The organism is Rhodococcus sp. IEGM 1379 (assembly GCF_030056815.1).
In the GTDB taxonomy this organism is placed as follows: Bacteria; Actinomycetota; Actinomycetes; order Mycobacteriales; family Mycobacteriaceae; genus Rhodococcus_F.
In genome coordinates, this window is the sequence record NZ_JASHKR010000001.1 from 235,125 (window position 1) to 257,193 (window position 22,069).

A 22,069-nucleotide genomic window follows, 5' to 3' on the forward strand; every position below is an offset into this window, starting at 1 on the left:
ACCCGCCAAACATATCGTCCAACTCGACGTGGAAAACACTCTTTGCGCTGGACTGCCGAAGGCTAGCCGGTCATTTTGTGATTGATCGCGATATGCCGGTCAATTCGGATGTGCTCGTCCAACGTCGGGTAGCGCAGGCCCGTGTCCTGCCCGTACCCCTGGCGGCGCAGCCACGCCAGAACGTCGCCCCAGAACCAGATGCCTCCGGCCACGGAGTTGTAGGGAACAGGAAAGGGCGTCGACGCCTGCCTTACTCCGCGCACCCACTGCCCCACTGCTTGCCGCGTTACGCCGGCGCGATCGGCAATGTCCTGCCGCGAGACAAGGTCCGGATGGGTCCGCTCCGGCCTTACCCCTTCGCCGACGAGTTGGTCGACGAGAGTGATCGCGGTGGTAGCAGCCCGCATGCCTTCTGCCGTAAGGGTCAGCAGCTGAAGGCCTTTGCGCTCTTCTACTCTGCCGCCCAAGGTGTTTGCGAGCATTTGCTCCTGAGAGAGGGTCAGTAGGGGAATGATGAACGTGAATTCGTAACGCTGGTACAGATCGTCGGCCACTCCAATAACTTAGCCGCACGCTGCACTGTTTCCAGATGGACACACCCGAAGATCCACCTGACCGCACAATGGGCTGATGATCGACGTGGAAGATGCGCAGTTCGAGGAAATGGTCAAACGTGCCATGGACAGTTTGCCGCCGAAATTGGGCCGGGAAATGGCCAACGTTGCCATCACCGTCCAACTAGAGGGCGGCCCTCCCAATTTGCTCGGCCTCTACCAAGGCATTCCCCTCACCAAGCGAACAACGACGTACGCGGGCGTGCTTCCCGATCGCATCACGATCTACCGTCGTTCAATCTGTTCGATCTGCAGCACCGAGGACGAGGTCATCGAGCAGGTACGGCGCACGGTGATCCACGAAATCGGCCACCACTTCGGGATCGGGGATCCTCGACTGCGCGAACTAGGCTGGTAAGCGCACTCAGACCCATGACATCCTGAACACGCGAATCGCCGTCATAATCAGCGCGAGCACCGCAACTCCGGTCGCGACATAAACAAGGGTGCTCACGCCCCAATCGTTCTGCATGACGACGAACTCTCCGCTATCGACGTCTGTTCCACTGCATTCATTGCCGATCGGCCACCAAGTCCGTGCGTCTTCAACTGAACCGATGGCCTGTTCCCAGTTAGGTGCCCGGTACCCGAACTGTTCAGGAAAAGTCTCGCGACAACCATGCGAGTTCACCCATCGATACTGAGCAACAAAGAGCGCGCCGTAAGCCAGCAACATCGCGGTTCCGGCCAAACCCGCGCATCGCTTCACCAACTGGTCGCGGGACCGAACTGCGACGCCGATAACTGCCCCGACTGCGAGTGCGATTGCGATTGTCATCGACGCCCTTTCTGCTCACCGGCGTTCGATGATCTCTGGTCATTGTTCGAGCTCGGCTCTACTGTGCCGTAAGCGAATCGAGAGCTGCCTGCAGCCTGGCGGTGGCCTCGTCGACAACGAACTGCAATCGGGGTTCGCCGGTCACCTCGACCATGAGGGCGGGGTTCATCGCATCGACGATGACGGTGTTCTCCGCGGAGGGATCGGCGCGCACGACGACGTGCAAGGCAACAGCAATCCGATCCCCCGCATCACTCCGACGGCTCGATTCGCCAACGTCGGGTTGCAGGCGCCGAGGATGAGGTAGTCCTCCAGGTCCTCGTCGAGCTTGGCCTCGAGGGCCGCTTTCATATCGATCTCGGTAAGTATCCCGAAACCTTGCTCCGACAATGCTGTGCGGGTGCGTTCGACGGCGTCGTCGAAGGTGGCGTTCAGGGTAGTCGTGAGTGCGAGTTGCATGATCTACGCCCCTTTTCGGGGGATCCGGGGTCTGGGATCGGTCAGCGGGTGCCGAGCCGCGGGATACCGAGGCGTTGGAGTATCAGGCTCATCGGGCACCAGCCCACTGCGCTGTAGAGCAGGAGATTCACAGCGACGAATGCAGTGAGAAGCAGCCACCAAATGGAGAAGGCGAGTGTCAAGGCCACGCTGAGCAGGACGACTACCCCGCCCAATAGTGGAACGATCCGTTCGATGGTCCAGCCGTGGTGCCGTGGGAGAGCTGTCATGATCTGTGTCGTCCTTTTCGTTCGTTGTTCCGCGATACCCGCTGCGGGGTCAAGCGAGCGCGAGAAAGAGCTTTTCGAGTTCAGCCTCGGTCATCGGCTCCTTACCGTTCTCGCTGTCGCCGGTCACACATTCGCGCAGGCCGGTGGCGACAATCTTGAAGCCGGCCCGGTCCAGGGCCCGTGAGACCGCGGCGAGTTGAGTGACGACGTCCTTGCAGTCTCGGCCCTGTTCGATCATCGAGATCACTCCGGCAAGTTGGCCATGCGCGCGGCGGAGTCGGTTGAGTACCAATGCGATGCTGTCGTCGTCGCCGACCATGGCAGTTCCTTCCGAAGATCAATCAGTGACCTCGAATATACCCCTATGGGTATATTCGGGTGGGTGGTCCGGCAGATCTGTGCGTCACAGCTGCCGAACCACGCCATCCGGACCTGTCAGTGCGAGAAACTGATGTTGGGCAATACCTTTCGCAACCAAGCCGGGGACCACCATGCGGCATGCCCTGTCAACCGCAGTAGCACCGGCAGCAGGATCAGCCGAATCAGTACCGCATCGAGGAGTACAGCGACACCGAGAATGATGCCCATCTCCTTCGGCGGCAACGGATCAGCGAGCGCGAAGGTGAAGAACACGGCCACCATCACCGCGGCAGCGGCGAGGATCACCCGCCCCGAATGAGCCAGGCCGTCGACGTGCGCAACCTTGGGATCACCTGAGCGCTCGTAGTGCTCCTTCGCCGTGGCCAACAAGAAGACGGTGTAGTCCATGGCGATCGCGAAGATCATCGCGAAGAAGAACACGGGCCCCCACCCGTCGAGGAACCCCTGCGGGGTGAAACCGAGCAACGACGCGCCGTGCCCGTCCTGGAAGATCAACTTCGCGACCCCGAATGCGGCGGCGGTGGAGAGCAAGCTGACCACGGTACCGAGGATGGCGATCAACGGCGCCTGCAGCGCCACCAGGAGCAGCAGGAACCCGAGAACCAGGATGATGCCGACGATCAGCGGGAGGTAGTCGTTCAGCGCTTGCTGCAGATCGAGGTTCTCCGCCGGTGCGCCGCCCACCAGAGCGCCCGAGGGAAGGTCCGCACGCAAAGTGTCGAGGATGGCTCCCATCTGTGCGTCGGACGGATCGACGGTAGGCATGGCCTGCAACATCACGTAATCGCTGCCATCGAGTGCGGACTGCGGCGGCGTCACCATGGAGATACCTTCGGTCGCGGCAGCAGCCTTCGCGGTCTCGGCGCCCTCCGCGGCGGGGGCGATGATCTGCAACATGCCCGGCGCCCCCTCACCCATCTGAGCTTGGACGAGTTCGTAGCCCTGGCGGACCGGGGCATCGGCGGGGACAACCGCGATAGAGGGCATCGCCACCTTGAGCCCGAGCACCGGGATCGACAGCGCGATCAGCACCAGGAGAGAACCGATGGCGAACGGCCACGGGTGCTTGTGCAGCAGCTCGCCCCAGGCGGCGAACTTCGGTGAGCGGTGTTCCTGACGCTTGGCGTAGGGCAGGGATCCAGCATTGACCTTGGTGCCGAGTTTCCCGAGAACGGCAGGCAGCAGAGTCATCGAGGCGAGCAGGACGAAGAACACGGCGAGCATGATGCCGATAGCCATCGTCCGCACGGCCGGTGCTGGAACGAGAAGTACGGCGGACAAACTGACCAGCACCGTGATTCCGGACAGGACGACGGCCTTGCCCGCGGTGTCCATGGTTTCCGCGACCGCTGCCCGCGGCGAAGGTGCATGGCGTATCGCGTCGCGGAACCGGGAGACGATGAACAGGGCGTAGTCGATACCGAGGGCGAGGGCGAACATCATCGCGAAGTTCATCGCCCACACGGAAATCGGGGTGATCTGGTTGAGCAGGACTAGTCCGCCCGCAGAGGCGACGAGTCCGGCCAGGGTCAGCAGCAGTGGGAGTCCGGCGGCGACGAGGGACCCGAACGCGAGCACCATGATCGCGAGGGTGACCGGCCAGGAGAACAGTTCGGCCTGGATCATCGCGTCGTGGTTGGCCTTGTTGAAATCACTCCACAGTGCCGATGCACCGGTGGGATAGACCTCGATGCCGTTCCCGGACAGGGCGGTCAGTTCCCCCTTGAGATCGTCGACGGCCTTGACCATCTCGTCGGTGGACGCGTTCGCGCCGGCGATGAGAATTCCGGTGTGCCCGTCGGGGCTGATGGACATTCCCGGCTGGGGCGCGATGATCGCACCGAAGCGAGTGTCCCCGGTGAAGACATCGGTGACCTCGGTGAGGGTGTGCTGCATGTCGGGGCTGTCGATGGTGCGGTCGTCGGAATGGACGACAACCTGGACGGCAGCGGAAGAGTTACCGCCGAAGTGTTCCTGGGCGAGTTCGCGGACTTGGACGGATTCGGATCCGTTGGCCTGCCATCCGGCGCCGGCAAGGGAGGTGAACACCGACGGCGCGGCGGCACCGAGTGCAATGAGCACGATCAGCCAGACGCCGATCACCCATTGTGCGTTGCCGGCCATCGATGCGCCCATGCGGCCGAGTACGCCGCCGGACGCTTGTGAGATCGGCGAAACGCCGTCCCCGACCGTGGTGTTACTGGACATTGGTTGACTCCTGAAAATGTGAGGGGTTCGAGCGTGGGCGAGCGCCGGGTAATCCGGCGCGGCGGGTCAGCGTCCGAAGAGGGAGCGGAAGAAGCCGGGCGGAGCGGCCGCGGCAGGGTCGCAGGTGCAGCGCTGCGCTTTCGGGACGCCGGCCATGACGTGGTCGGCGTGCTGGCCGCATCCGGCCCAGGTGGTCTTGGAGCAGGCGGAATATTTCGTGCGGTAACACATGCTGGGAAATCCTCGTCTGGGGGTGCCGTGCCCTGTTCCGGGCACGAAAGTTGTTGTCAATCAGTTGGACCCGGCAGCGCGTTCGGCCCAAGCCGTGTATCCGCCGACCAGGTCGCTGACCTTCTCGATACCGTCGGCACGCAACAGTGATGCGGCGACCGACGAGCGCCAACCGCCGGCGCAGTGAACGACGATGGGCTTGTTTCGTGGCAGGTCCGCGAGTTGGGAACGCAACTGTGCGAGAGGAATCGACTGTGCGCCGTCGATGACACCGAAGTCGTGCTCGCCGGGGTTACGGATGTCGATCAACGTGACCGCATCCATGTCCAGCAGTTCTTCGAGCTCGAACACCGTGGTGCGCAGCGCGGTGCGGACAAGGTCGGCGAGCGCGTTCGGGAAAGTGCCGTCGGCGTCGACGGTGAGGTACCCGATAGCGTTGTCGGATCCGATGCGCGCCAAACGCATCGCCGCATCCTGTTCCTCACCCGGATTGGAGATGAGCACGATGCGCTCCCCGATATCGGCGACCATGCCGCCGGTTTCGGCGAATCTACCGTCGAAACCGACATTGACCGAGCCCCGCAGATGCCCGGCCGCGAAGTCCTCGGGGGTGCGGGCATCGAGAACACGTGTTCCGCTGGCCATTTCCGTCCGGAGTTCTCCCGGTGAGAGTTCGGAGATGCGCCGATCTTGTTCGAGGAGAGCGCGATTCGACTTGTTCAAAGCTACGGCGGCAGAGAAGTACCTCGGCACAGCAGGTTGGCCGTCGGTGACCAGAGCGACGAATTCCTCCTCGCTCATCGGCTGCACTGACGGGTTGGTGCGGCGTTGCTCGCCGAGGGTGGAGGTCAGCTCGGTCGAGAGGTTCTTGCCGCAGGACGATCCCGCACCGTGGGCCGGCATGACGGTCACTGCGTCGGGCAAGGTCAGCAGCGTCTCATGGACGATGCGGTACATCGCCCGAGCCAGGTCGGTGTTGGTGCCGTCACCGAGATTGGCCAGGTCGGGGCGACCGACGTCGCCGATGAACAGAGAATCCCCGGTCAGCACAGCAGTGGGCTCGGCGTCTCGATTCTCGCGAACGAGCAGGCTGATCGACTCCCACGTGTGGCCGGGGGTGGAGAGGATCTCGATGTCCACCTCCCCCAGCGTCAGGTGCTCGCCGTGACGCAGTCGCCGAATCGGGTAATCGGTGTCCGCGGCGTCGCCGAAACCGATCCACGCGCCGGTAGCCTCGACCAACTCGAGGTGACCGGAAACGAAGTCCGCATGAAAGTGCGTGTTGACGACACCCTCGATGGTCAGGCCTAATCGGGCTGCGTCCTCGAGGTATCCGGTGATGTCGCGGCGCGGGTCGATCACGATAGCGCGGCCGGTGCTCTCGTCGCCGATGAGGTACGACGCGTGCGAGAGGCACTCGATGTAGTACTGCTCGAGGATCATCGGACAACCTTCCCTGTTCTGTGGAGTGCGATGACTACAGGTTGCCATATACCCCCCAGGGTATGTCAAGTACCCCGGGGGGTATCTATGGATCGCGCGGAAACTCAGGCAGATCGCATATCGCGTGACAGCTGCCGACCCCGGGGGTCGATCTCAAAAGTGAATCCGAGAGAAAGGGACGCTCTCGGAACGAGTGTTGGGGTTGCCTCACGTAGCGCAGCAACACCCATGAGCGGATTGTTCGCGCCGCTTACCGCGGCCGTCACCATTGCCATCGTCGGCGGCTGCCGGCCATGATCTCGGCACCAACCCCTGATCGCCACAGCCCTGCCGGATTGTCGGAGTGATCACCGCGACGGTTGAATCCGCCCGTCGTCTCGCACACCCGACCGAAGTGGTCGAACGGCGGTTTTCGCGCAGTTCGCCCGTGGTTCGTGGTCTGAGGCCACGCGGATCGCCGCGCTGCTACGCGGCGAGACGGTGGGCGGTGCGCTGCCCTGGCAGCGACGGCGCAAGCCATTGCACGAGAAGGAATTGGTCGATCCCGAGTTCGGTTCCGGCGTCCATGAGGCTATTCGCGAAGGGTTCTGCGCAGATCAAGATGCCCGCGGCGGCGACGAACATCGCAATCACCGTCGTTCGGCGTGCGCGTGTGGGTAGTGCGCCGATGGCGGCGGCGGTGCCGATCAGTTCGGGTTCTTCGACGTCACCTCGGGTGAGTTTGTAGAGGTAGAAACCAAACCAGGCCAGCAATGCGATTCCGAATACGAGGTGGATATCGCCGGTGGCGGGAATGAGGAACGCTGCCATGCCGGCGATGAGCAGGAAGCCCACCATCCGATGCCGATGAGCAGTCTGTTCGATCCGGTCATGTTCGCGGCGGCGTACTGCACGAATGCGGGATCGTGGCCTGCGGTGTAGGCGTAGTACAGGTCGACTGTGTATTCGGGGAGTACGGCGATCAGGGCGAGAAGGGCGATGGCCAGTCCGCCGGAGATGTCGACCTGCGCTGCTTCGGCGGCCCAGGCGAGGATGAAGCTGGCTGCAGCGGCAGCGTACACAGCAAGGGCGAGGACCGGGTTGAAGTGCATCCCGGAAATCCGCATGACCAGGGCAGGGGCAATGAATACGACTGTGATCAGTAGTGGGCGAAACAGTGTTCGTCTCAGGTTACGGGCCTGTTCGAGAGCGTTGGCCGATGCTCGCCTCGGGTCAGCGGCCGGTGACACCCCGACTCGGATTGGAGAGTCTTCGGCCAACGCATGGTCTGTTGGACCGAAGGTCTCGCTCGCCGATTCGCCTGTTGGTATCTGGCGTGTCGGTGGATGACCGGGCGCACGCGCCGGTATGTCGACCATCCGCTCCCTGCGACCGTCTGACTGTCGCCGGGATGAACTACTCCCCTTCGGTAGCAACGATAGGGACCCAATTCTGTTGCGCAACTTACGGTATCAACCGAATTCGTTTGTCCTCCTCGGGCATCTCGCCGCATTTCCGACCCGGCCGACACCGGTTCACAGCACTCAAATGGTGTACCGAGATGGCCGACCGTTTCGCGGTCTGGCAGGAGGTCACCGCGACTGACGCCGCCGCCTGAAAGTGAACTGCCCGGCAATGTCCCGTAACAGACTGTCCCAAACAAGCTTCACAGCTAAGCTTTTCGATTAACGTGTCAGTGCCGCTGTCAGCGCTATATCTGACCGGCGGCTCGTCGCGAATCCCGCGGGTGCATCGACGTCTCGCAGCGCTCGGCCCGATCGCTACCCTCGCCGACCGGGAAACAGTGGTCGCGCAGGGCGCGCTGATCGGTATGGACTCCCCACGTGATTTCACGAACCCGCAGCTCGCAGCAGCGCATTCGGCATGTTCGGGCCGACCGATGGCTCCCGCAGGCTGCGGCGGAGGACACCCCGCCTGGTGACAAGTGGCATCTCGATGAGGTGTTCGTCAAGATCGGCGGAGTCCGTTGCACCCGAAAACAGCTGCACCCCAAGCAACTTGACAACGCTTCGCGAAGCTCGGCGACCTGCACGCCGGAATCGACGACACCACCTTCTCACTGACCCCCTCCGAATGGGCCGACCGCGACGAAGCCGACCGCGACGAAGCCGAGGGTGCCGAAGATCGGGGTGGGACGGAGAACTGATGTGTCGTCGCCGTACCGATCACGCTGGCACCCAACGAATAAGCATTTATCATCCCACCGCGGCCACCCGGCTTGCTAGGGTCTAGAGACACGGTTCTCCAGAAGGCCAAACGACCACCGGACACCCCGTCCGGCGCTGAGAAGGTGACGAGCTTGAGTACCGCAGAACGGGTATGGCTCGATAGTTACGCCGAAGGCGTGCCGGCGGATATCGAACTGCCCGAAGGTTCGCTGGTCGACATGTTCGACACGTCGGTGGCACGATTCGGATCCACCCCCGCGCTTGAATTCTTCGGGGCCGAACTCACCTATTCCGAGCTCGACAATCGAGTCCAGTTGGCCGCCGAAGGGCTACGGCGTCTCGGCGTCAGCCGCGGAGATCGAGTGGCCCTGGTCCTGCCCAACTGTCCCGAGCATGTGGTGGCGTTCTATGCCGTCCTACGCATCGGCGGTATCGTAGTCGAGCACAATCCGCTCTATACCGCCGAGGAGATGAACCACCAGTTCGCCGACCACGGCGCGAAGGTGGCCGTGGCCTGGGACAAGGTGTGCCCGATGCTTCAGGAACTATCCGGCGCCACCGCCCTCGAACACGTCGTCGCGGTGAACATCACGCAATCGATGCCGTTGTCCAAACGGCTGACGCTCGCCTTGCCGGTCCCGAAGGCACGCACATTGAGGAAGGCGCTCACCGCGCCGGCGCCGGATGCCATACCGTGGAAGCGGCTACTCGCCGACGGAACGCTCGACCCCGCATATCCGCGGCCCGCGGTCGGCGACCTGGCGGCGATCCAATACACGAGCGGTACCACGGGAACACCCAAAGGCGCCAAGCTCACACACCTCAATCTCGCCGCCAACGCCGCACAGGGACGTGCATGGGTTCCCGGGCTTGTCGACGGCAAGGAGGTGGTCTACGCGGTCCTGCCCATGTTCCACGCCTACGGACTCACACTGTGCCTGACGTTTTCGATGAGCATCGGCGCCCGACTCGTGCTGTTCCCGAAATTCGACGTCGACCTGGTGCTGGCTGCAGCGAAGAAGCACCCACCCACATTCATGCCCGCGGTGCCGCCGATCTACGAGCGGCTCGCCCACGCGGCAAGGAAACGAGGCGTGGACCTGACGTCGGCGCGTTTCTCCATCTCCGGTGCGATGCCGCTGCCGACCGAGACGCTCGACCTGTGGGAAGCGGTGACCGGTGGCCTACTCGTCGAGGGGTACGGCCTCACCGAAACTTCCCCGGTTGCGATCGGCAACCCCATCGGACTCTCGCGTCGCCCGGGCGCTGTGGGAGTTCCCTTCCCCAGCACAGACATTCGCGTTGTTGATCCCGACAACCCCGCCGAGGATATGAAACCCGGTGAGCGCGGCGAACTGCTGATCCGAGGACCACAGGTGTTCTCCGGCTACTGGAACAAACCTCAGCAGACCGCCGAGTCGCTACTCGAGGGCGGCTGGTTCCGGACCGGCGACATCGTCGAGGTCGATCCCGACGGCTTCGTCACCGTCGTGGACCGGATCAAGGAACTGATCATCACCGGCGGATTCAATGTCATGCCATCCGAAGTCGAGGCGGCCCTGCGACAATTCCGGGGAGTGGCCGATGTGGCCGTGGTCGGCCTGCCGACCGCGGGCGGCAGCGAGGAAGTGGTCGCGGCAGTCCTGCTGGACGAGGGTGTGTCGAAGGACAACTTCGACGTCGACGCGGCGCGCGAGCATTGCCGCAAGAATCTGACGGCATACAAGGTGCCGCGGCGGATCGTCGTGGTCGAGGATCTGCCACGCTCCCAGCTCGGGAAAGTGCTTCGCCGACTGGTGCGCGATTCCCTGCTCAGCGATTGAGCCAGGGCCATCCCCCTCGCCACGTGCCCCCAGCCGCCCCGCCCCCACCCGCCGCAGGGGTGCCATTCGGGGCGGCGCAGGTCAGCGGCCGGTCCGCTCGTCCCCCATCACCTGATTATTCAAATATTTCGATTGCCGGTGCGTGGTTCCTTTGGATTGCCGTGGGTGTGCTCGGATGTTGCTCTAATCTGCTGTTCGCGTACGGTTCCTGTTCGGATTGACTCGCGTCCGGGCCACGGTCGACCGCGGGTGTGTGGATGTTGATGATGTCGCGCAGTTTGCGCAGTTGGTTACCGTCGGCGGCTTTGACTGCGTCGATCACTGACTGATCGAGCGTGGACGGCGACTGTTTTGCTTCGGCAACGGGTTCAACGTCGATGGGTTCGATGTCGACGCCATTTCGGTTTGTTCACCGCCTATTTCCTCCTGTTAGTTGCCTCCTGTTAGTTGCCTCCTGTTAGGTCAGCGTCCAACACGGCCGCTTCTCTCAGGGTTGCACCGTCTCCCGTCACTGCGACTTGATTGGTGTCTGTGAGAACGGCAATCCACTCGTCGTGTCCGACTCGACACGCGAAATGATCCAACTTTTGAGAGAGGGAGTTTGAAATGCCTCAGGAAGCCCCCATCACTATCGACGACGATGCGATCCATAAGGACGAGTTCACCAGCGAGCGCGGCGAGAAGTACGAAGTCGGCTACCTGCCGGACGCGAACGCCTCCGAGTAGAGGACCAGGCCGCCACAGTTGCATCGGGCAAGAGTGACTTCGGCATTGCCGTGAACTGGCGCCTTGGAGACAATGGCTGGAACGGCACCAGCCCCGATGTCCAGAGAGTCGCGGCGACCACTATCTTCGATTCAACTCCGTGGAGCCCAATTTCGTCTGCATCACGGGCACCTGACGCCTAGAGCAGGTTCAGCGCCACACACGGTCGCGACGTCACGATGGAGGCCCCCGGTTCGGAGCCCTTCGGGAGATACTGGCGGAGTAAGCCGTTGGATACTCCTATGAAGCTCACTGAACAACCATGGTCGTACCGACTGCCTTTTGGAAAGGTGGTTGGTGCTGAACCCAGTAGCCGCTGGGCCACTGCTGTAAATGCTCGCCCTTCGAGGGCCGATAGCAGTACCGCAGGACCCGGCGGCCCGGCGCCCCGACTGGCGATAGGGCCATGCGCTTCGAGCGCCGTCTTGCCGCCGGACAGACCACGCCACGTAGTCAGATGATTGCCCGCCAAGTGATCCGAGGTCCCCAAAGTAATGACCGCCGACCCTACTGACATCCCACGACAGTGAGTGAACTCAGAAGGGACCTAGCAAACGCCCCCAGTCACTGGAGACAACGATGAGCATTCTCTCGCCCGCCAGGCACTGCTACCGTCACTGCCCGACTGGTCCGATCTGATGGCGAGGTTCGAGGCGATGCCCTCGTGGACCTCCCTCGAAGGCCACATGATCCGCGTCGAGGAACACCTCGACAACGGCCGCGACACCCTCCGCGCCGAACTCCCCGGTGTGAATCCGGACAAAGAGGTCGACATCAGCGTCCGAGACGGAAAGCTGACGATCAAGGCGGAACGCACCGAACAGCAGCAAGAAGGCACCCGGTCGGAATCCCACTACTGCAGTTTCTACCGATCCATGCCCCTTCCTGCCGGCACGAAGGAAGACGACATCGACGTCACCTACGACTACGGCATCCTGACGGTCACGATGCCGGTCACCGACACCTGGGAACCGGAAAAGCACGTCGAAATCAAGAAAACCACCCCCAGCGCCGGCAAAGGCACCTGACCGGCGCGGGATGTGCCCGGATCGATTCCAATGAGGATCGGCACCCCGACGGCAAATCGGATCGCTACGGCAGATCACCCCGAAAGACCGGATAACCCGCCCACCCAAGGCCCCAATCGAGGGCAACATGTCCAGGACGATCATCCCGATCATCGGAGCCCTGTGGCTTGCACTCGCCGCGATCGGCGCCTACCTGCCGGCCAGTGTGGTCACCGGGCCCGGAAACCGCTCAACACTTTCGGTCCCGGAGTATGAAACCCATTGTTTAACAACCCCTTCGGAGAACAATTACCATGCCCACCGCACATGACATCATGCACACCGGTGCGACCTGATGCCCAGTTCAAAGACCAACACCGCGATCCCCGGCGTCACCATCCGCACCCTCACCCCAGGCGACCGTGACGCGGTCGTGCACCTGCACGAGCAGATGTCCGCCCAGGACACCCACCTCAGGTTCTTCGCTCCGCGCCCGAGGCACCTCGGCGAGTTCGCGGCCCAGCTATGCCGACGGGACTACGCACACCTCGCTCTCGGAGCCTTCGAAGGTCACGAACTCGGCGGCGTCGCCAACTACGTCGTCACTGATACCACTCCGGGATGTATCAGCGCCGAGATTGCACTCGCCGTGGCCAGTCACGAACAACAACACGGCATCGGCACCGCGCTGGTCCTGCGACTCGGGGCCGCCGCCTACTTCCGCGGTGTGGCACATCTGACCGCCGAGATCCTCGCCGAAAACACACTCATGCTCGCGATCATCACCGAACAGGGTTGGGGCGATGCACTTCACCGCCACGGCGCAGCGGTGCACTTCGACCTCGAACTGGTCTCGCACCGAGAGTTGCACTCGGACATACCCGACCTTCCGCAAGACGGACCCTCAGGCCGAGCCATCCGAAAAGGCTGACGTTGGCGGCGCGGTATTCGACACGACTACTGGCCTTCTGACGACAGCCGAATTGCCAGCCAAGAGCAAACAACTCGCACCCGCATCGCCGCACTCCACACCGGCCGCAAAACAGCGAAAACCTCTCCCGATATTCAAAGGAGACTCAAATACATGACGCCCGCGGAGGAAGAACGTCACCTGGTCCGAGTCGCAGACCGTCTGTTGTCGAAATTTCCGCACGCCACCGCCGAAGCAGCGAACGCGGCGGTTACAGACGCCCATGCACGCTTCGACGGCAAACGCATCAGGGAGTACGTGCTCTTGCTCGTCGAGCGGCGGGCCGGCGAAGCACTCGCAAGGGAAGAGGCCGCTTCGGCCGCACGTTCCCACAACCACCACCAACCGAAACCGACCGAGGCTACGTCGACGCCGTTCTGCATAGATCAACTTCGGTGCCACCCGCACTCCGGCCGCGATCAGATTTCTCTCGAGGCGCCGACTCAGGCACCGGGACACAAGCCACGAAGGCGAATGAGCGATGGAGCGAACCAGTCGACCTATCAATCGTGACACTGGCTCGCAGATCTGGCGTTTGTTCGCATCGGAGAACGATCTTGCGCCGATCCAATCGTTGTACGGCTGCGGCTACTGTTTTGCCACTACTCGTCAAGGCTGCGGGAATGGACAACAACGACACACCGTTCCTGACCAGCGGTCGCTCGGCGAGACGGCAGCAGGCCGAACGGAAAGCCCGAACCGACCACATGGGGTTGCAGGAGAAGAGCGTCAAACAATCGGGGTGGCCGGGACCCGTTGGAGAGCCTCCTGAGATCCGATGGCTTGCGGTGACGGGTTTCGCCGCGCGGGATGCAACGCGTGTGTTCGTGTCGAACGAACTGGCTACATTCGAGGCCATACCGGACGACGACGGGTTCGTTCTCTGTCTCGTCCGTACCGAACACCGCAGCCGCCCGGAAGTGCTCGTGCATGCGACAGATAGTCGTGTAGTTCATGCTGGTCCGTAGCTTTCGAAGTCGACCCCATACCCGGCCGTCTCCAAGCGGCGCGCTCATATCTTCCGCGGCTGGAGCTGGTGGCGAGAGAATATTGCATGTTTCAGAGAGCATTCGGAAACTCGCGGCGGTGCTCGTTCAGCGCGCTTGTGGGGCAGAGGCCGGTTTCTGGTTGGGTCAGGGATGAACAGTCGCTGACCGTACCCAGGAGCCCACCATGTCATCATCGCCTGTCGCGTCGTGCCCGTCGTTCCCGCCCGGGGCGCCTGGACATCGGAACACTGTGTATCCGTCCTCGTCACTGACCGACGCGCCGCATAGCGATCAGCCAGCCGAATGATCGGTGCACTGTCGGCGCCCGCCTGCTGCGCCAACCGCACGATCCCGGCGTAGGTGATCGCGTCGGCGGTTGCGGTGGCTCGGACCTCGAAAGCGGTCGCGGCATTGACTACACCGCTGCGCACCGGCTCACCGACCGCGCGTTCGACCTGAAGTGGATCACCGGCGAACGCCGACTCGTTGAGGACCGCCACCGCGTCTTCGACCCGGCCACCCACCGGGACCACTTCTCCCGGGCCGACCACGAGCAGCTCACCGGCCACGCTATCGCACGCCAACCAACGACCCACGCGATCCCGCCGAGAATCAGCGCTGTCGACCGGGATGCCGGAATCCGTCGTCGTCCTCGGTGTGGACTCAATGTCGGTCATTGCAGTGCCTTTCGGGTGGGTGGGAGCGGCACCTTCTCGATGTCCGGCGGCGAAGCCGGTCTCGGGAACCTGGATCGGTCCCGTCGGGCGGCGCCATTCATCTGTCGTCGGGATTGAGCACAAGGAAGGCGGCACCGGCGACGGCACCGGCGACAAACTGGGCCACGAAGTACACCCACAACGTCGACCAGGCGAACATCCCCATCACCGCCGCACCGAAGGCAACCGCCGGGTTGAACGCACCACCGGAGATGTCGCCGACAGCGAATGCCCCTGCCATCACTGTGAATCCGATCGCCAGGCCGTAGAACGAATTGTCCGGGTGGCTCCTGCTGGTGGCGACGTTGAGCATCACGAAGCACAGGGCGAACGTGAACAACAGCTCGACCACGAACGCTGCCACCAGGGTGCGACCGGCCAGCGTGAGGGTCGCGACGGTCGCGGCCCGCGCCGGATCCACGACCTCACGCACCACCGCCGCGGCCAGCAGCCCGGCAACGAGCTGCGCGATCGCGTATCCGGCCGCGTCACGCCACCCGATCCGGCGTCGCACCAGCACCGCGAGGGTCACCGCCGGGTTGAAGTGTCCACCGGAGACGTGGCCGCCGGCGTAGATCATCACCATCAGGCTCGCCCCGATCGCCAGCGGCGCGAACGGGCTGCCGCTGCCTGCAGCACCCCCAACGGTGAACACCAGAAAGAATGTCCCGATCGCCTCGAGGGCATACTTCACGCTCGGCCGTGCGGCCGTGACCACCTCGGCGGCTTCCTCGCCGGCCACCACATGACTGGGTTCTTCGGATTTGACCATGTCAAGACTCCTCGAATTGCCCTTGGTACTTCCAGGATCGTCTTTCCGTGCGAGCTGCGTCGTCGGCGCTGCCCTCCATCAGCGCTTCCCGCCAGCTCACTCTGCGGATACCCGGTAGCTGCAATTCGACCCCCTATGCGACCGGCGGTCACGCCCCGGACGGTGACCCAGGCTGTTACTGCCGGCGCGGGGGGCCAAGGTCGGCAACGCGGTGTGATCCACCGGCGATTGCGGCGGAACCGGCCGCGGCGGGTTCGATGACGCAAACGCCCCGCGCGAGCACGGATTCACTCTGCACTGCACCTCTGAAGGACATAGGCTTCCACCGAGAACTCTCCAAGAATCAGTCGATACGTTGACACGGAGCCGTGAACCACGCGGCTGACTTCTGCGTCGTTGCACGAGATCGGGAGATCAAATATGGGATTGACCACGATCGGCGGCCTACCCGCACACCCACTTCTAGTCCACCTAGTCGTTGTCCTCGTACCGATATCAGCACTACTGCTCGTTCTCGCGGTGTGTTGGCCCGCTGCAAGAATCCGATTGGGACTGGCACCGGCAGCGATCGCGTTGATCACGCTCGTAGCGGTGCCGATCACCACCGATGCCGGTGAATGGCTCGAACACCAAATCCCCAAAGATCCTTTAGTTCAGGCGCATGCCGAATTGGGTGATCAGATGTTGTTCTGGTCCATCGGGGTGTTCGTCCTCGCCGCCGCATGGTGGGTCCTTCATTCGACACGATTCACAGCGTGGCGAGCAGATCGTCCCGATACATCGGCGTCGCCGAAACTCTGGCGGATTGTCGTCATCGCCGTCGCTGCCCTGTCCGTCCTCGTCGCTGCTGGCTCGATTGCGCAGGTGTACCGGATCGGCGAGAGCGGAGCGAAAGCCGTGTGGAACGACCAACTTGGATAGACCAGCCGAGAACAAACAACGAAAAGAGCTCTGCCCGTGACAACCTCGGCATCGCACACGTCCGCGAACCGCGGAGGGTCGCAGTTCGATCCGCTCGCACCGCGCCCTTCCAAGGGGACAGTCTTCAGTAACTCGTGGCTTGTCCGTACCGGAGACATCCACCCGGACCGAAGCCTGCGACTCGACGCGGTAGCCCGTTACCTGCAAGATCTGGGTTTCGACAATCTCGAAGCAAATGGCGCAGCCCAGACCCACCCACTGTGGGTGGTACGTCGAACGGTCATCGACGTCATCAGACCGATCAGCTGGCCCGACACCGTGCGATTACATCGATGGTGTTCCGCCCTCTCGAGCCGCTGGTGCACCATGCGCGTGCGTATCGAATCAGACGGCGGCGGTTTGATCGAAACGGAAGGATTTTGGATCAACATCAATCCACAGAACGGGATGCCGTCTCGAATCAGCGATGACTTCATGGCGCCGCTCGCCACGACAACCGACGAGCATCGACTGACGTGGCGACGATGGATCACCGACGTAGCGCCGAACACTGCGGGTACCGAATTCTGTTTGCGGCCCAGTGATATCGATCCATTCGATCACGTCAACAACGCCGTGTACTGGCAGCCGGCCGAAGCGTCGCAGAGAAGGCATCCGTCCCTGCCGGAGGCTCCGTACCGAGCTGTTCTCGAATACACGAAACCCATCACCATCGACGAGACCGTCGAGATCCGAACCACCCACCACGCAGAAACGAGCACCGCATGGTTCGTGTGCGGCGACGAAACCCGTGCCACAGCGCAATTCACGAAACCCAGCCCGTCATGACAGATTCGCCTCGATCGCCGAGCTCATCAGGAGGAGCCGACAACGACGGCGAAAACCGTCAACCGACTCACGACGAGCCACACACCGCTGGTGTGTCCTCGCGGCTGAACTGGCTGCGCGCCGGGGTACTCGGAGCCAACGACGGCATCGTCTCCGTCGCCGGCCTCGTGGTCGGTGTCGCGGCTCTCTCACCCGACCGCGGCCCGATCCTGACCGCCGGTGTTGCAGGTCTTGTCGCCGGTGCTGTGTCGATGGCGCTCGGCGAATATGTGTCCGTGAGCACTCAGCGTGACACCGAACGCGCCTTGTTGGAGAAAGAACGCCGCGAACTCGAGCAGACACCCGGTGCAGAACTCGACGAGTTGACCTCCATGTACCAGGCCAGGGGCTTGAGCGAGGAAACCGCCCACAAGGTCGCGGAGGAGTTGACCGCTCACGACGCGTTCGCCGCACACGTCGACATCGAACTGGGTATCGACCCCGATGCGTTGACCAACCCGATCTCCGCGGCACTGTCGTCGGCAATATCGTTCACGGTGGGAGCGTTGCTTCCCCTGATCGCGATCCTCGCCCCACCGACCGGGGCTCGGATCCCTGTCACATTCGTCGCGGTCCTGCTTGCGTTGGCACTGACCGGCGCGGTGAGTGCACACCTGGGAGGAGCTGACCGTCGACGTGCGGTAGTTCGAGTGGTTCTGGGCGGCGCCATCGCGATGATCATCACCTACGCCGTAGGACAACTACTCGGAGTCGCGGGAGTCTGACAGCAGATGCGGGATAGCACTGCCCCTCGTGCACTGACCAACGCCAATCGGGACGCCCGGTAGGTCCAAATGCAGTCACGTGCAGTGGGGCAGGCGGCGGCTTGAGCTTTCCTCGATGCTCTTGCCTCTATCTCGGCTCACTAGCTGCGAGTGCTGCGATCAAGGACTCGTAGGTTCCCTCTGCGGTGGAACTGTCTGCGTCGATAATGAGGCAGTTCGCGCGAATCCGCAGGTACTGGGTGAGATGGTCGTGAATTCGTTCAAGAAGTACATCACCTCCGTTCTGCACGATCACCTGGTCAAATTGCTGCTGACGGGTGACCTCCAAGTGCGTACTTCGTTCGGCGAATCGAGCGAGCGCCTGTACTTTGCTTCCGATCAGTACGACCTCGAGATACTCGGCGTTATAGGTTTTCGCCGCTTCCTCAAAAGCCTCGATTTCGGCGATTCGGGTGACTAGCTGCGGCATCACCACATCGTGCCCACTCCGTAAGTGGGTTGCCGCCATGCTGACGGCGAGCTGTCTTGCCGCAACCAAAGCGGTCCAGAAATTGTCTTGCCATCCGCCGACGAGACTGACCACATGGTCGGTGTCGAGGTTGAGCACTCCGGGGTGACGGTCGGCGTACATCCGGGCGATCGTCGACTTCCCGATACCGGAGGCCCCATTCAGATGAATCAGTCGCGGCATTCCGCAAACACTAGTTACGAAGCTTCGAGCTTTGCGGCTTACCCGCTGAACTCCCGAAAGGTTCTGGGGTGGTCAATCGGAGACCATATGCGCACTGACCTGACCTGACCGCGCAGGCGTTGGCGGCTGCGGCTGCGCTCATCGAACCTGGAGCTGTTTTCCACTCGGACAGTGAGATTGTTTGTGCCGGTGTTTTCAGGTTTCCTGGCGGTCACAGTAACGGAGGCGAGATAATGCTGGTGCCGGGTGTTCCCAGTGTTCCTGACCCCCACTCCGATCGACGATCGTGTGCCTTTCCCTGGATCTGTCGGTTCCTGGGAACGCCCGGTGAGGCGCTACGCCTCACTGTCTGGGTGACCTGAGGAGAGCCTGCACCACCAGGTGCTCATCACTGGGGGTACCGCCCTGCACGCAGTGCTCGGGGGAGCTTGTCCGCCGGTTCGGTCGATGCGCGGCGCCGCCTTACTCATCGATCAACAAAAGAGGAAAGCGACATGACAAGGATGCCCGACAAAACCGGTCCCGATCAAGACCGGCGAGTGTTCGCCGGAGTCGATACCGACAAAGAGTTACACGTCGCCGCAGTCATCGCCACCGACGACACCGTCCTCGCCACACGGAGTTTCCCCACCACGCGAAACGGGTACCGAACCATGCTGACCTGGATCGGCGAGTACGGCAATCTGATCCGGCTCGGCATCGAGGGCACTGGCTCCTACGGAGCCGGACTGACCCGCCACCTCACCAAAGCCAGTGTGACCGTATCGAGGTGGACCGCCCCGATCGGTCAGATCGTCGACGCAAAGGCAAAGACGACGACCTCGATGCCATCAACACGGCCCGCGCAGCCAAGAACAACCAGCGCACCACCACACCGAAATCGAAAGATGTTGCCGTCGCGTCACTTCGGGTGATGAGAGTGACCCGCGCCCACGAGGTACGAGAGAAGCGCAGTGCGCTGCAACTATTGCGGATGACGATCATCTCCGCCCCTGACGAGCTGCGGGATCAGGTCCGCGATCTGAAGCGGATGCAACTGATCCGCCTCCTCGCAGCGTGGCGGCACGATGTCGCGAACGCAGCCGATCCCGTAACCGCCTACCGGGTTTCGTTGAAGTCCTTTGCCTGCCGTTACCTCGAATTAGCCGATGAAATCGTCGATCCGGGCGAATTGATCAACCCAATCGTGAAAGCACTCGCACCTCAACTACTCGAGAGAGTCGGGATCGGCATCGAAGTCGCCGAACAGATGCTTGCCACTGTCGGCGACAATTGCGACCGGATGAAATCTTCAGGCCGCATTTCCGATGCTCTGCGGTGTTGCGCCGTTACCCGCATCGCTGGGTGTGACCCAACGCCACCAGCTCAATCGTGGCGGTGACCGACAAGCCAACCGCGCTTTACATCTTGCCGTCATCGGTCGTATTCGACTTGATCCGAAAACCCAGGCCTACGTCGCAAGGAAGACCGGCGAAATGCAATTCGAAACTGGAAGCGATTCGGTGCCTGAAGCGCTACCTCGCTCGCAAGGTTTTCTACCTTCTCAACCCCAGAGTGCAGACAATCATCCCGAGCGCCAGGCAGCACAGAAAAGCAGCTTGACTCTCAGGAGAGCATCCGAGGTAATCAATACAACCCTCGGACATTTCGTCGCCAGATGGCCTGCCTGGGGATGCGATCCTCTATGAGGGTTTCTACAACCCGCGACGCCGGCACTCGGCACTCGGCACTCGGCACTCGACTATCGGCCTCCGAACGAGGTCCACTGATAGTCATCATCAGCGCGCGATCGTGGCCTGAAATTAGTCATCTCCGTTGTCCGAAATCCTCATGGCAGATCAGCCCACCTACGGCAGGAGTCGCAGAGCTGCCGTAGGGCAGAGATTAACAGCGCGATGAGCATCCGATTCGAGTTCTGTGGGAACGTGTGGCTCTCGCTGGCGGTCGTGCGCCAACGGATATCCCCACTCGTCACGCCCCAACAAAGCCGGCAACAATTCAGTACACAGTCCGCGACCATCGCATGCAGTCCAATCGATATGCAGGACTTTGCCCACCCTCCTACTCATGACGCGGCCTCCATACGCGCGCCGACCTCGCAGCGACCGTCCGCGTGCAACCGAAGATCCCGCCCGAATACACGCAGTGAACTCCTCACAAATCGCGCTGTACCGTCGGGGTGTTTACACGCGCCGCGACCGTCGACCAGATCTGCCAAGTAGTGGATTGAATCTTCGGTGTGGGTACGGCCTTCCTGATAAGCAACCTGAGAGAGCGCCTGGGCCAGTCGAGGCAAGCCATTGACGCAGGGCCCGCACTGGCGTGCACTCTGACCGGCGAGATACTGCACGATATCGGCCGAAATCTGCAAGCCGCAACGTGAGTGGTCAAGCACGTGGATGACACCGGCGCCCGGGGAGGCGCCGACAAAGCCCAGCGAAGCGGTTGACATGATGGTTGCCGACAGCTCCCCTGCATCGATCCAACCACCGTGATACCCACCGATCAGGACAGCACGCACACCTGCCGGATCAGTGCGGGAATACCCGGACACCAACTTCGCCACCGAGATCCCCATCGGCACCTCCACGACACCGCTGACTGCCACATCGCCTGAAATCGTTACCAGCATCGTCCCCACTCCACCGTTGACTCCGCGCGAGCGAAACCACTCAGGTCCGTATCGGGCGATCAGTGCGATGTGCGCCAGGGTCTCGACGTTCTGAACTACTGTCGGCCGCCCGCGGAGTCCAGATGAAGTGTTGTGAGCGAATCGATCTCGCGGAAGAGCTCCGCTCCCTTCGATCATTCCGATCACCGCTGACTTCTCGCCACTGACGAAAGCTGTCGGAGACTCGACGAGGTTGACGGGAGGCTCAGCGAATCCAGCGCTCCGCCGCTCCTCCAATGCCTGCCGCACGAACCGGAGCTGACGTTCTCCCGCATAAAGGTAAGTCTCTCGACTACTCGTCTCGCGCGCGACCAGCAGCAATCCATCGATCACGAGGTGTGGTGCATGTTCGAGAAGTACCGCATCTTTCCGACTGAGCGGCTCACCTTCGCTGCCGTTCGCGATCACCACCACGCGCCTTCCGGTGACGGAATCGAGTTTCCTCGCCGTACGAAACGCAGCTCCCCCCTTGCCTGCAAGTTCGGCATCTGCGAGTAGACAGGTCAAGGTACCCGGCTGCAGGGAGTTCGGGAGCGGGCCGAAGAGTGCTGTGTGCGTGGCGAGGTCGGGTAAACGTGCGGCAAGTAGTCCGATGGTCATG

The 22,069-nt window shown here is 62.4% G+C and carries 20 protein-coding genes and 5 pseudogenes; 11 read left to right on the top strand and 14 right to left on the bottom strand.

Annotation, left to right across the window (positions count from 1 at the left end; all coding sequences use genetic code 11):
- Positions 1 to 62 precede the first annotated feature (62 nt).
- The gene (locus QM600_RS01035) at positions 63 to 554 is read right to left on the bottom strand and encodes a hypothetical protein (RefSeq protein ID WP_283259621.1); all 492 of its coding nucleotides are present in this window, start codon (positions 552 to 554) and stop codon (positions 63 to 65) included.
- Positions 555 to 630: 76 nt separating this feature from the next.
- On the opposite strand from QM600_RS01035, the gene QM600_RS01040 reads away from it, so the two are divergent.
- Entirely contained in the window at positions 631 to 972 is a 342-nt protein-coding gene (locus tag QM600_RS01040) for a metallopeptidase family protein (RefSeq protein ID WP_283259622.1), read from the top strand.
- 6 nt (positions 973 to 978) lie between these two features.
- On the opposite strand, the gene QM600_RS01045 is transcribed toward QM600_RS01040, so the two are convergent.
- The 8 genes and pseudogenes from QM600_RS01045 to QM600_RS01080 form a co-directional block, all read right to left on the bottom strand.
- Complete coding sequence (locus QM600_RS01045) at positions 979 to 1,392, bottom strand: hypothetical protein (protein ID WP_283259623.1); 414 nt, start codon at positions 1,390 to 1,392, stop codon at positions 979 to 981.
- A 58-nt stretch (positions 1,393 to 1,450) separates the two neighbouring features.
- Positions 1,451 to 1,851: pseudogene (locus tag QM600_RS01050) on the bottom strand (DUF302 domain-containing protein).
- Positions 1,852 to 1,892: 41 nt separating this feature from the next.
- Positions 1,893 to 2,120 carry a YgaP family membrane protein gene (locus QM600_RS01055; protein ID WP_283259624.1) on the bottom strand — a complete coding sequence of 76 codons (228 nt, stop codon included), beginning with the start codon at positions 2,118 to 2,120 and terminating at the stop codon, positions 1,893 to 1,895.
- Between the two features lie 49 nt (positions 2,121 to 2,169).
- Positions 2,170 to 2,439, bottom strand: a complete 270-nt coding sequence (locus QM600_RS01060; RefSeq protein ID WP_283259625.1) for a metal-sensitive transcriptional regulator — start codon at positions 2,437 to 2,439, stop codon at positions 2,170 to 2,172.
- Positions 2,440 to 2,555: 116 nt separating this feature from the next.
- Entirely contained in the window at positions 2,556 to 4,709 is a 2,154-nt protein-coding gene (locus QM600_RS01065; RefSeq protein ID WP_283259626.1) for an MMPL family transporter, read from the bottom strand.
- 66 nt (positions 4,710 to 4,775) lie between these two features.
- Entirely contained in the window at positions 4,776 to 4,940 is a 165-nt protein-coding gene (locus QM600_RS01070; RefSeq protein WP_283259627.1) for a DUF8730 family Cys-rich protein, read from the bottom strand.
- A 60-nt stretch (positions 4,941 to 5,000) separates the two neighbouring features.
- The gene (locus QM600_RS01075; protein WP_283259628.1) at positions 5,001 to 6,383 is read right to left on the bottom strand and encodes an MBL fold metallo-hydrolase; all 1,383 of its coding nucleotides are present in this window, start codon (positions 6,381 to 6,383) and stop codon (positions 5,001 to 5,003) included.
- A gap of 507 nt (positions 6,384 to 6,890) precedes the next feature.
- Positions 6,891 to 7,489: pseudogene (locus QM600_RS01080) on the bottom strand (sodium:proton exchanger); the annotation flags it as partial.
- A 368-nt stretch (positions 7,490 to 7,857) separates the two neighbouring features.
- On the opposite strand from QM600_RS01080, the pseudogene QM600_RS29735 reads away from it, so the two are divergent.
- The 6 genes and pseudogenes from QM600_RS29735 to QM600_RS01105 form a co-directional block, all read left to right on the top strand.
- Positions 7,858 to 7,980, top strand: a pseudogene (locus QM600_RS29735) (IS6 family transposase); the annotation flags it as partial.
- Positions 7,981 to 8,052: 72 nt separating this feature from the next.
- Positions 8,053 to 8,304, top strand: a complete 252-nt coding sequence (locus QM600_RS01085) for a hypothetical protein (RefSeq protein ID WP_283259673.1) — start codon at positions 8,053 to 8,055, stop codon at positions 8,302 to 8,304.
- Between the two features lie 378 nt (positions 8,305 to 8,682).
- A complete protein-coding gene (locus QM600_RS01090) occupies positions 8,683 to 10,374 on the top strand; it encodes a long-chain-fatty-acid--CoA ligase (RefSeq protein ID WP_283259629.1) in 1,692 nt (563 codons plus the stop codon).
- A 1,421-nt stretch (positions 10,375 to 11,795) separates the two neighbouring features.
- Complete coding sequence (locus QM600_RS01095) at positions 11,796 to 12,167, top strand: Hsp20/alpha crystallin family protein (protein ID WP_283259630.1); 372 nt, start codon at positions 11,796 to 11,798, stop codon at positions 12,165 to 12,167.
- A gap of 334 nt (positions 12,168 to 12,501) precedes the next feature.
- On the top strand, positions 12,502 to 13,077 hold the full coding sequence (locus QM600_RS01100) for a GNAT family N-acetyltransferase (RefSeq protein ID WP_283259631.1): 576 nt from the start codon (positions 12,502 to 12,504) through the stop codon (positions 13,075 to 13,077).
- A gap of 153 nt (positions 13,078 to 13,230) precedes the next feature.
- The gene (locus QM600_RS01105; protein ID WP_283259632.1) at positions 13,231 to 13,629 is read left to right on the top strand and encodes a three-helix bundle dimerization domain-containing protein; all 399 of its coding nucleotides are present in this window, start codon (positions 13,231 to 13,233) and stop codon (positions 13,627 to 13,629) included.
- A 754-nt stretch (positions 13,630 to 14,383) separates the two neighbouring features.
- Here QM600_RS01105 and QM600_RS01110 read toward each other — a convergent pair.
- Positions 14,384 to 14,671: pseudogene (locus QM600_RS01110) on the bottom strand (P-type ATPase actuator domain-containing protein); the annotation flags it as partial.
- Positions 14,672 to 14,879: 208 nt separating this feature from the next.
- A complete protein-coding gene (locus QM600_RS01115) occupies positions 14,880 to 15,593 on the bottom strand; it encodes an MIP/aquaporin family protein (RefSeq protein ID WP_283259633.1) in 714 nt (237 codons plus the stop codon).
- A 420-nt stretch (positions 15,594 to 16,013) separates the two neighbouring features.
- On the opposite strand from QM600_RS01115, the gene QM600_RS01120 reads away from it, so the two are divergent.
- The 3 genes from QM600_RS01120 to QM600_RS01130 are packed head-to-tail and all read left to right on the top strand — an operon-like array spanning position 16,014 to position 18,106.
- A complete protein-coding gene (locus tag QM600_RS01120; RefSeq protein WP_283259634.1) occupies positions 16,014 to 16,514 on the top strand; it encodes a DUF2231 domain-containing protein in 501 nt (166 codons plus the stop codon).
- 36 nt (positions 16,515 to 16,550) lie between these two features.
- A complete protein-coding gene (locus tag QM600_RS01125) occupies positions 16,551 to 17,342 on the top strand; it encodes an acyl-[acyl-carrier-protein] thioesterase (protein WP_283259635.1) in 792 nt (263 codons plus the stop codon).
- Positions 17,339 to 18,106: a VIT1/CCC1 transporter family protein gene (locus tag QM600_RS01130; RefSeq protein ID WP_283259636.1), complete on the top strand. Its 768-nt coding sequence runs from the start codon at positions 17,339 to 17,341 to the stop codon at positions 18,104 to 18,106. The genes QM600_RS01125 and QM600_RS01130 overlap by 4 nt, the downstream gene beginning before the upstream one ends.
- 127 nt (positions 18,107 to 18,233) lie before the next feature.
- Here QM600_RS01130 and QM600_RS01135 read toward each other — a convergent pair whose 3' ends face one another.
- Positions 18,234 to 18,797, bottom strand: coding sequence for an AAA family ATPase (locus tag QM600_RS01135; RefSeq protein WP_283259637.1), 564 nt, complete (start codon positions 18,795 to 18,797; stop codon positions 18,234 to 18,236).
- Positions 18,798 to 19,291: 494 nt separating this feature from the next.
- On the opposite strand from QM600_RS01135, the pseudogene QM600_RS01140 reads away from it, so the two are divergent.
- Positions 19,292 to 20,399 (top strand): annotated as a pseudogene (locus tag QM600_RS01140) (IS110 family transposase).
- A 245-nt stretch (positions 20,400 to 20,644) separates the two neighbouring features.
- On the opposite strand, the gene QM600_RS01145 reads toward QM600_RS01140, so the two are convergent.
- Complete coding sequence (locus QM600_RS01145; RefSeq protein WP_283259638.1) at positions 20,645 to 20,866, bottom strand: ferredoxin; 222 nt, start codon at positions 20,864 to 20,866, stop codon at positions 20,645 to 20,647.
- Positions 20,863 to 22,068 carry an NADH-ubiquinone oxidoreductase-F iron-sulfur binding region domain-containing protein gene (locus tag QM600_RS01150; RefSeq protein WP_283259639.1) on the bottom strand — a complete coding sequence of 402 codons (1,206 nt, stop codon included), beginning with the start codon at positions 22,066 to 22,068 and terminating at the stop codon, positions 20,863 to 20,865. Before QM600_RS01150 ends, QM600_RS01145 begins: the two co-directional genes overlap by 4 nt.
- Position 22,069: the final 1 nt, after the last annotated feature.

Excerpts from the sequence above, each read along its gene's own strand:
- QM600_RS01105 (WP_283259632.1), top strand. The coding sequence starts at position 13,231 with ATGACGCCCGCGGAGGAAGAACGTCACCTGGTCCGAGTCGCAGACCGT.
- QM600_RS01055 (WP_283259624.1), bottom strand. The coding sequence starts at position 2,120 with ATGACAGCTCTCCCACGGCACCACGGCTGGACCATCGAACGGATCGTT.
- QM600_RS01060 (WP_283259625.1), bottom strand. The coding sequence starts at position 2,439 with ATGGTCGGCGACGACGACAGCATCGCATTGGTACTCAACCGACTCCGC.
- QM600_RS01130 (WP_283259636.1), top strand. The coding sequence starts at position 17,339 with ATGACAGATTCGCCTCGATCGCCGAGCTCATCAGGAGGAGCCGACAAC.
- QM600_RS01095 (WP_283259630.1), top strand. The coding sequence starts at position 11,796 with ATGCCCTCGTGGACCTCCCTCGAAGGCCACATGATCCGCGTCGAGGAA.
- QM600_RS01120 (WP_283259634.1), top strand. The coding sequence starts at position 16,014 with ATGGGATTGACCACGATCGGCGGCCTACCCGCACACCCACTTCTAGTC.
- QM600_RS01075 (WP_283259628.1), bottom strand. The coding sequence starts at position 6,383 with ATGATCCTCGAGCAGTACTACATCGAGTGCCTCTCGCACGCGTCGTAC.
- QM600_RS01045 (WP_283259623.1), bottom strand. The coding sequence starts at position 1,392 with ATGACAATCGCAATCGCACTCGCAGTCGGGGCAGTTATCGGCGTCGCA.
- QM600_RS01115 (WP_283259633.1), bottom strand. The coding sequence starts at position 15,593 with ATGGTCAAATCCGAAGAACCCAGTCATGTGGTGGCCGGCGAGGAAGCC.
- QM600_RS01150 (WP_283259639.1), bottom strand. The coding sequence starts at position 22,068 with ATGACCATCGGACTACTTGCCGCACGTTTACCCGACCTCGCCACGCAC.
- QM600_RS01065 (WP_283259626.1), bottom strand. The coding sequence starts at position 4,709 with ATGTCCAGTAACACCACGGTCGGGGACGGCGTTTCGCCGATCTCACAA.
- QM600_RS01135 (WP_283259637.1), bottom strand. The coding sequence starts at position 18,797 with ATGCCGCGACTGATTCATCTGAATGGGGCCTCCGGTATCGGGAAGTCG.
- QM600_RS01040 (WP_283259622.1), top strand. The coding sequence starts at position 631 with ATGATCGACGTGGAAGATGCGCAGTTCGAGGAAATGGTCAAACGTGCC.
- QM600_RS01145 (WP_283259638.1), bottom strand. The coding sequence starts at position 20,866 with ATGAGTAGGAGGGTGGGCAAAGTCCTGCATATCGATTGGACTGCATGC.
- QM600_RS01070 (WP_283259627.1), bottom strand. The coding sequence starts at position 4,940 with ATGTGTTACCGCACGAAATATTCCGCCTGCTCCAAGACCACCTGGGCC.
- QM600_RS01100 (WP_283259631.1), top strand. The coding sequence starts at position 12,502 with ATGCCCAGTTCAAAGACCAACACCGCGATCCCCGGCGTCACCATCCGC.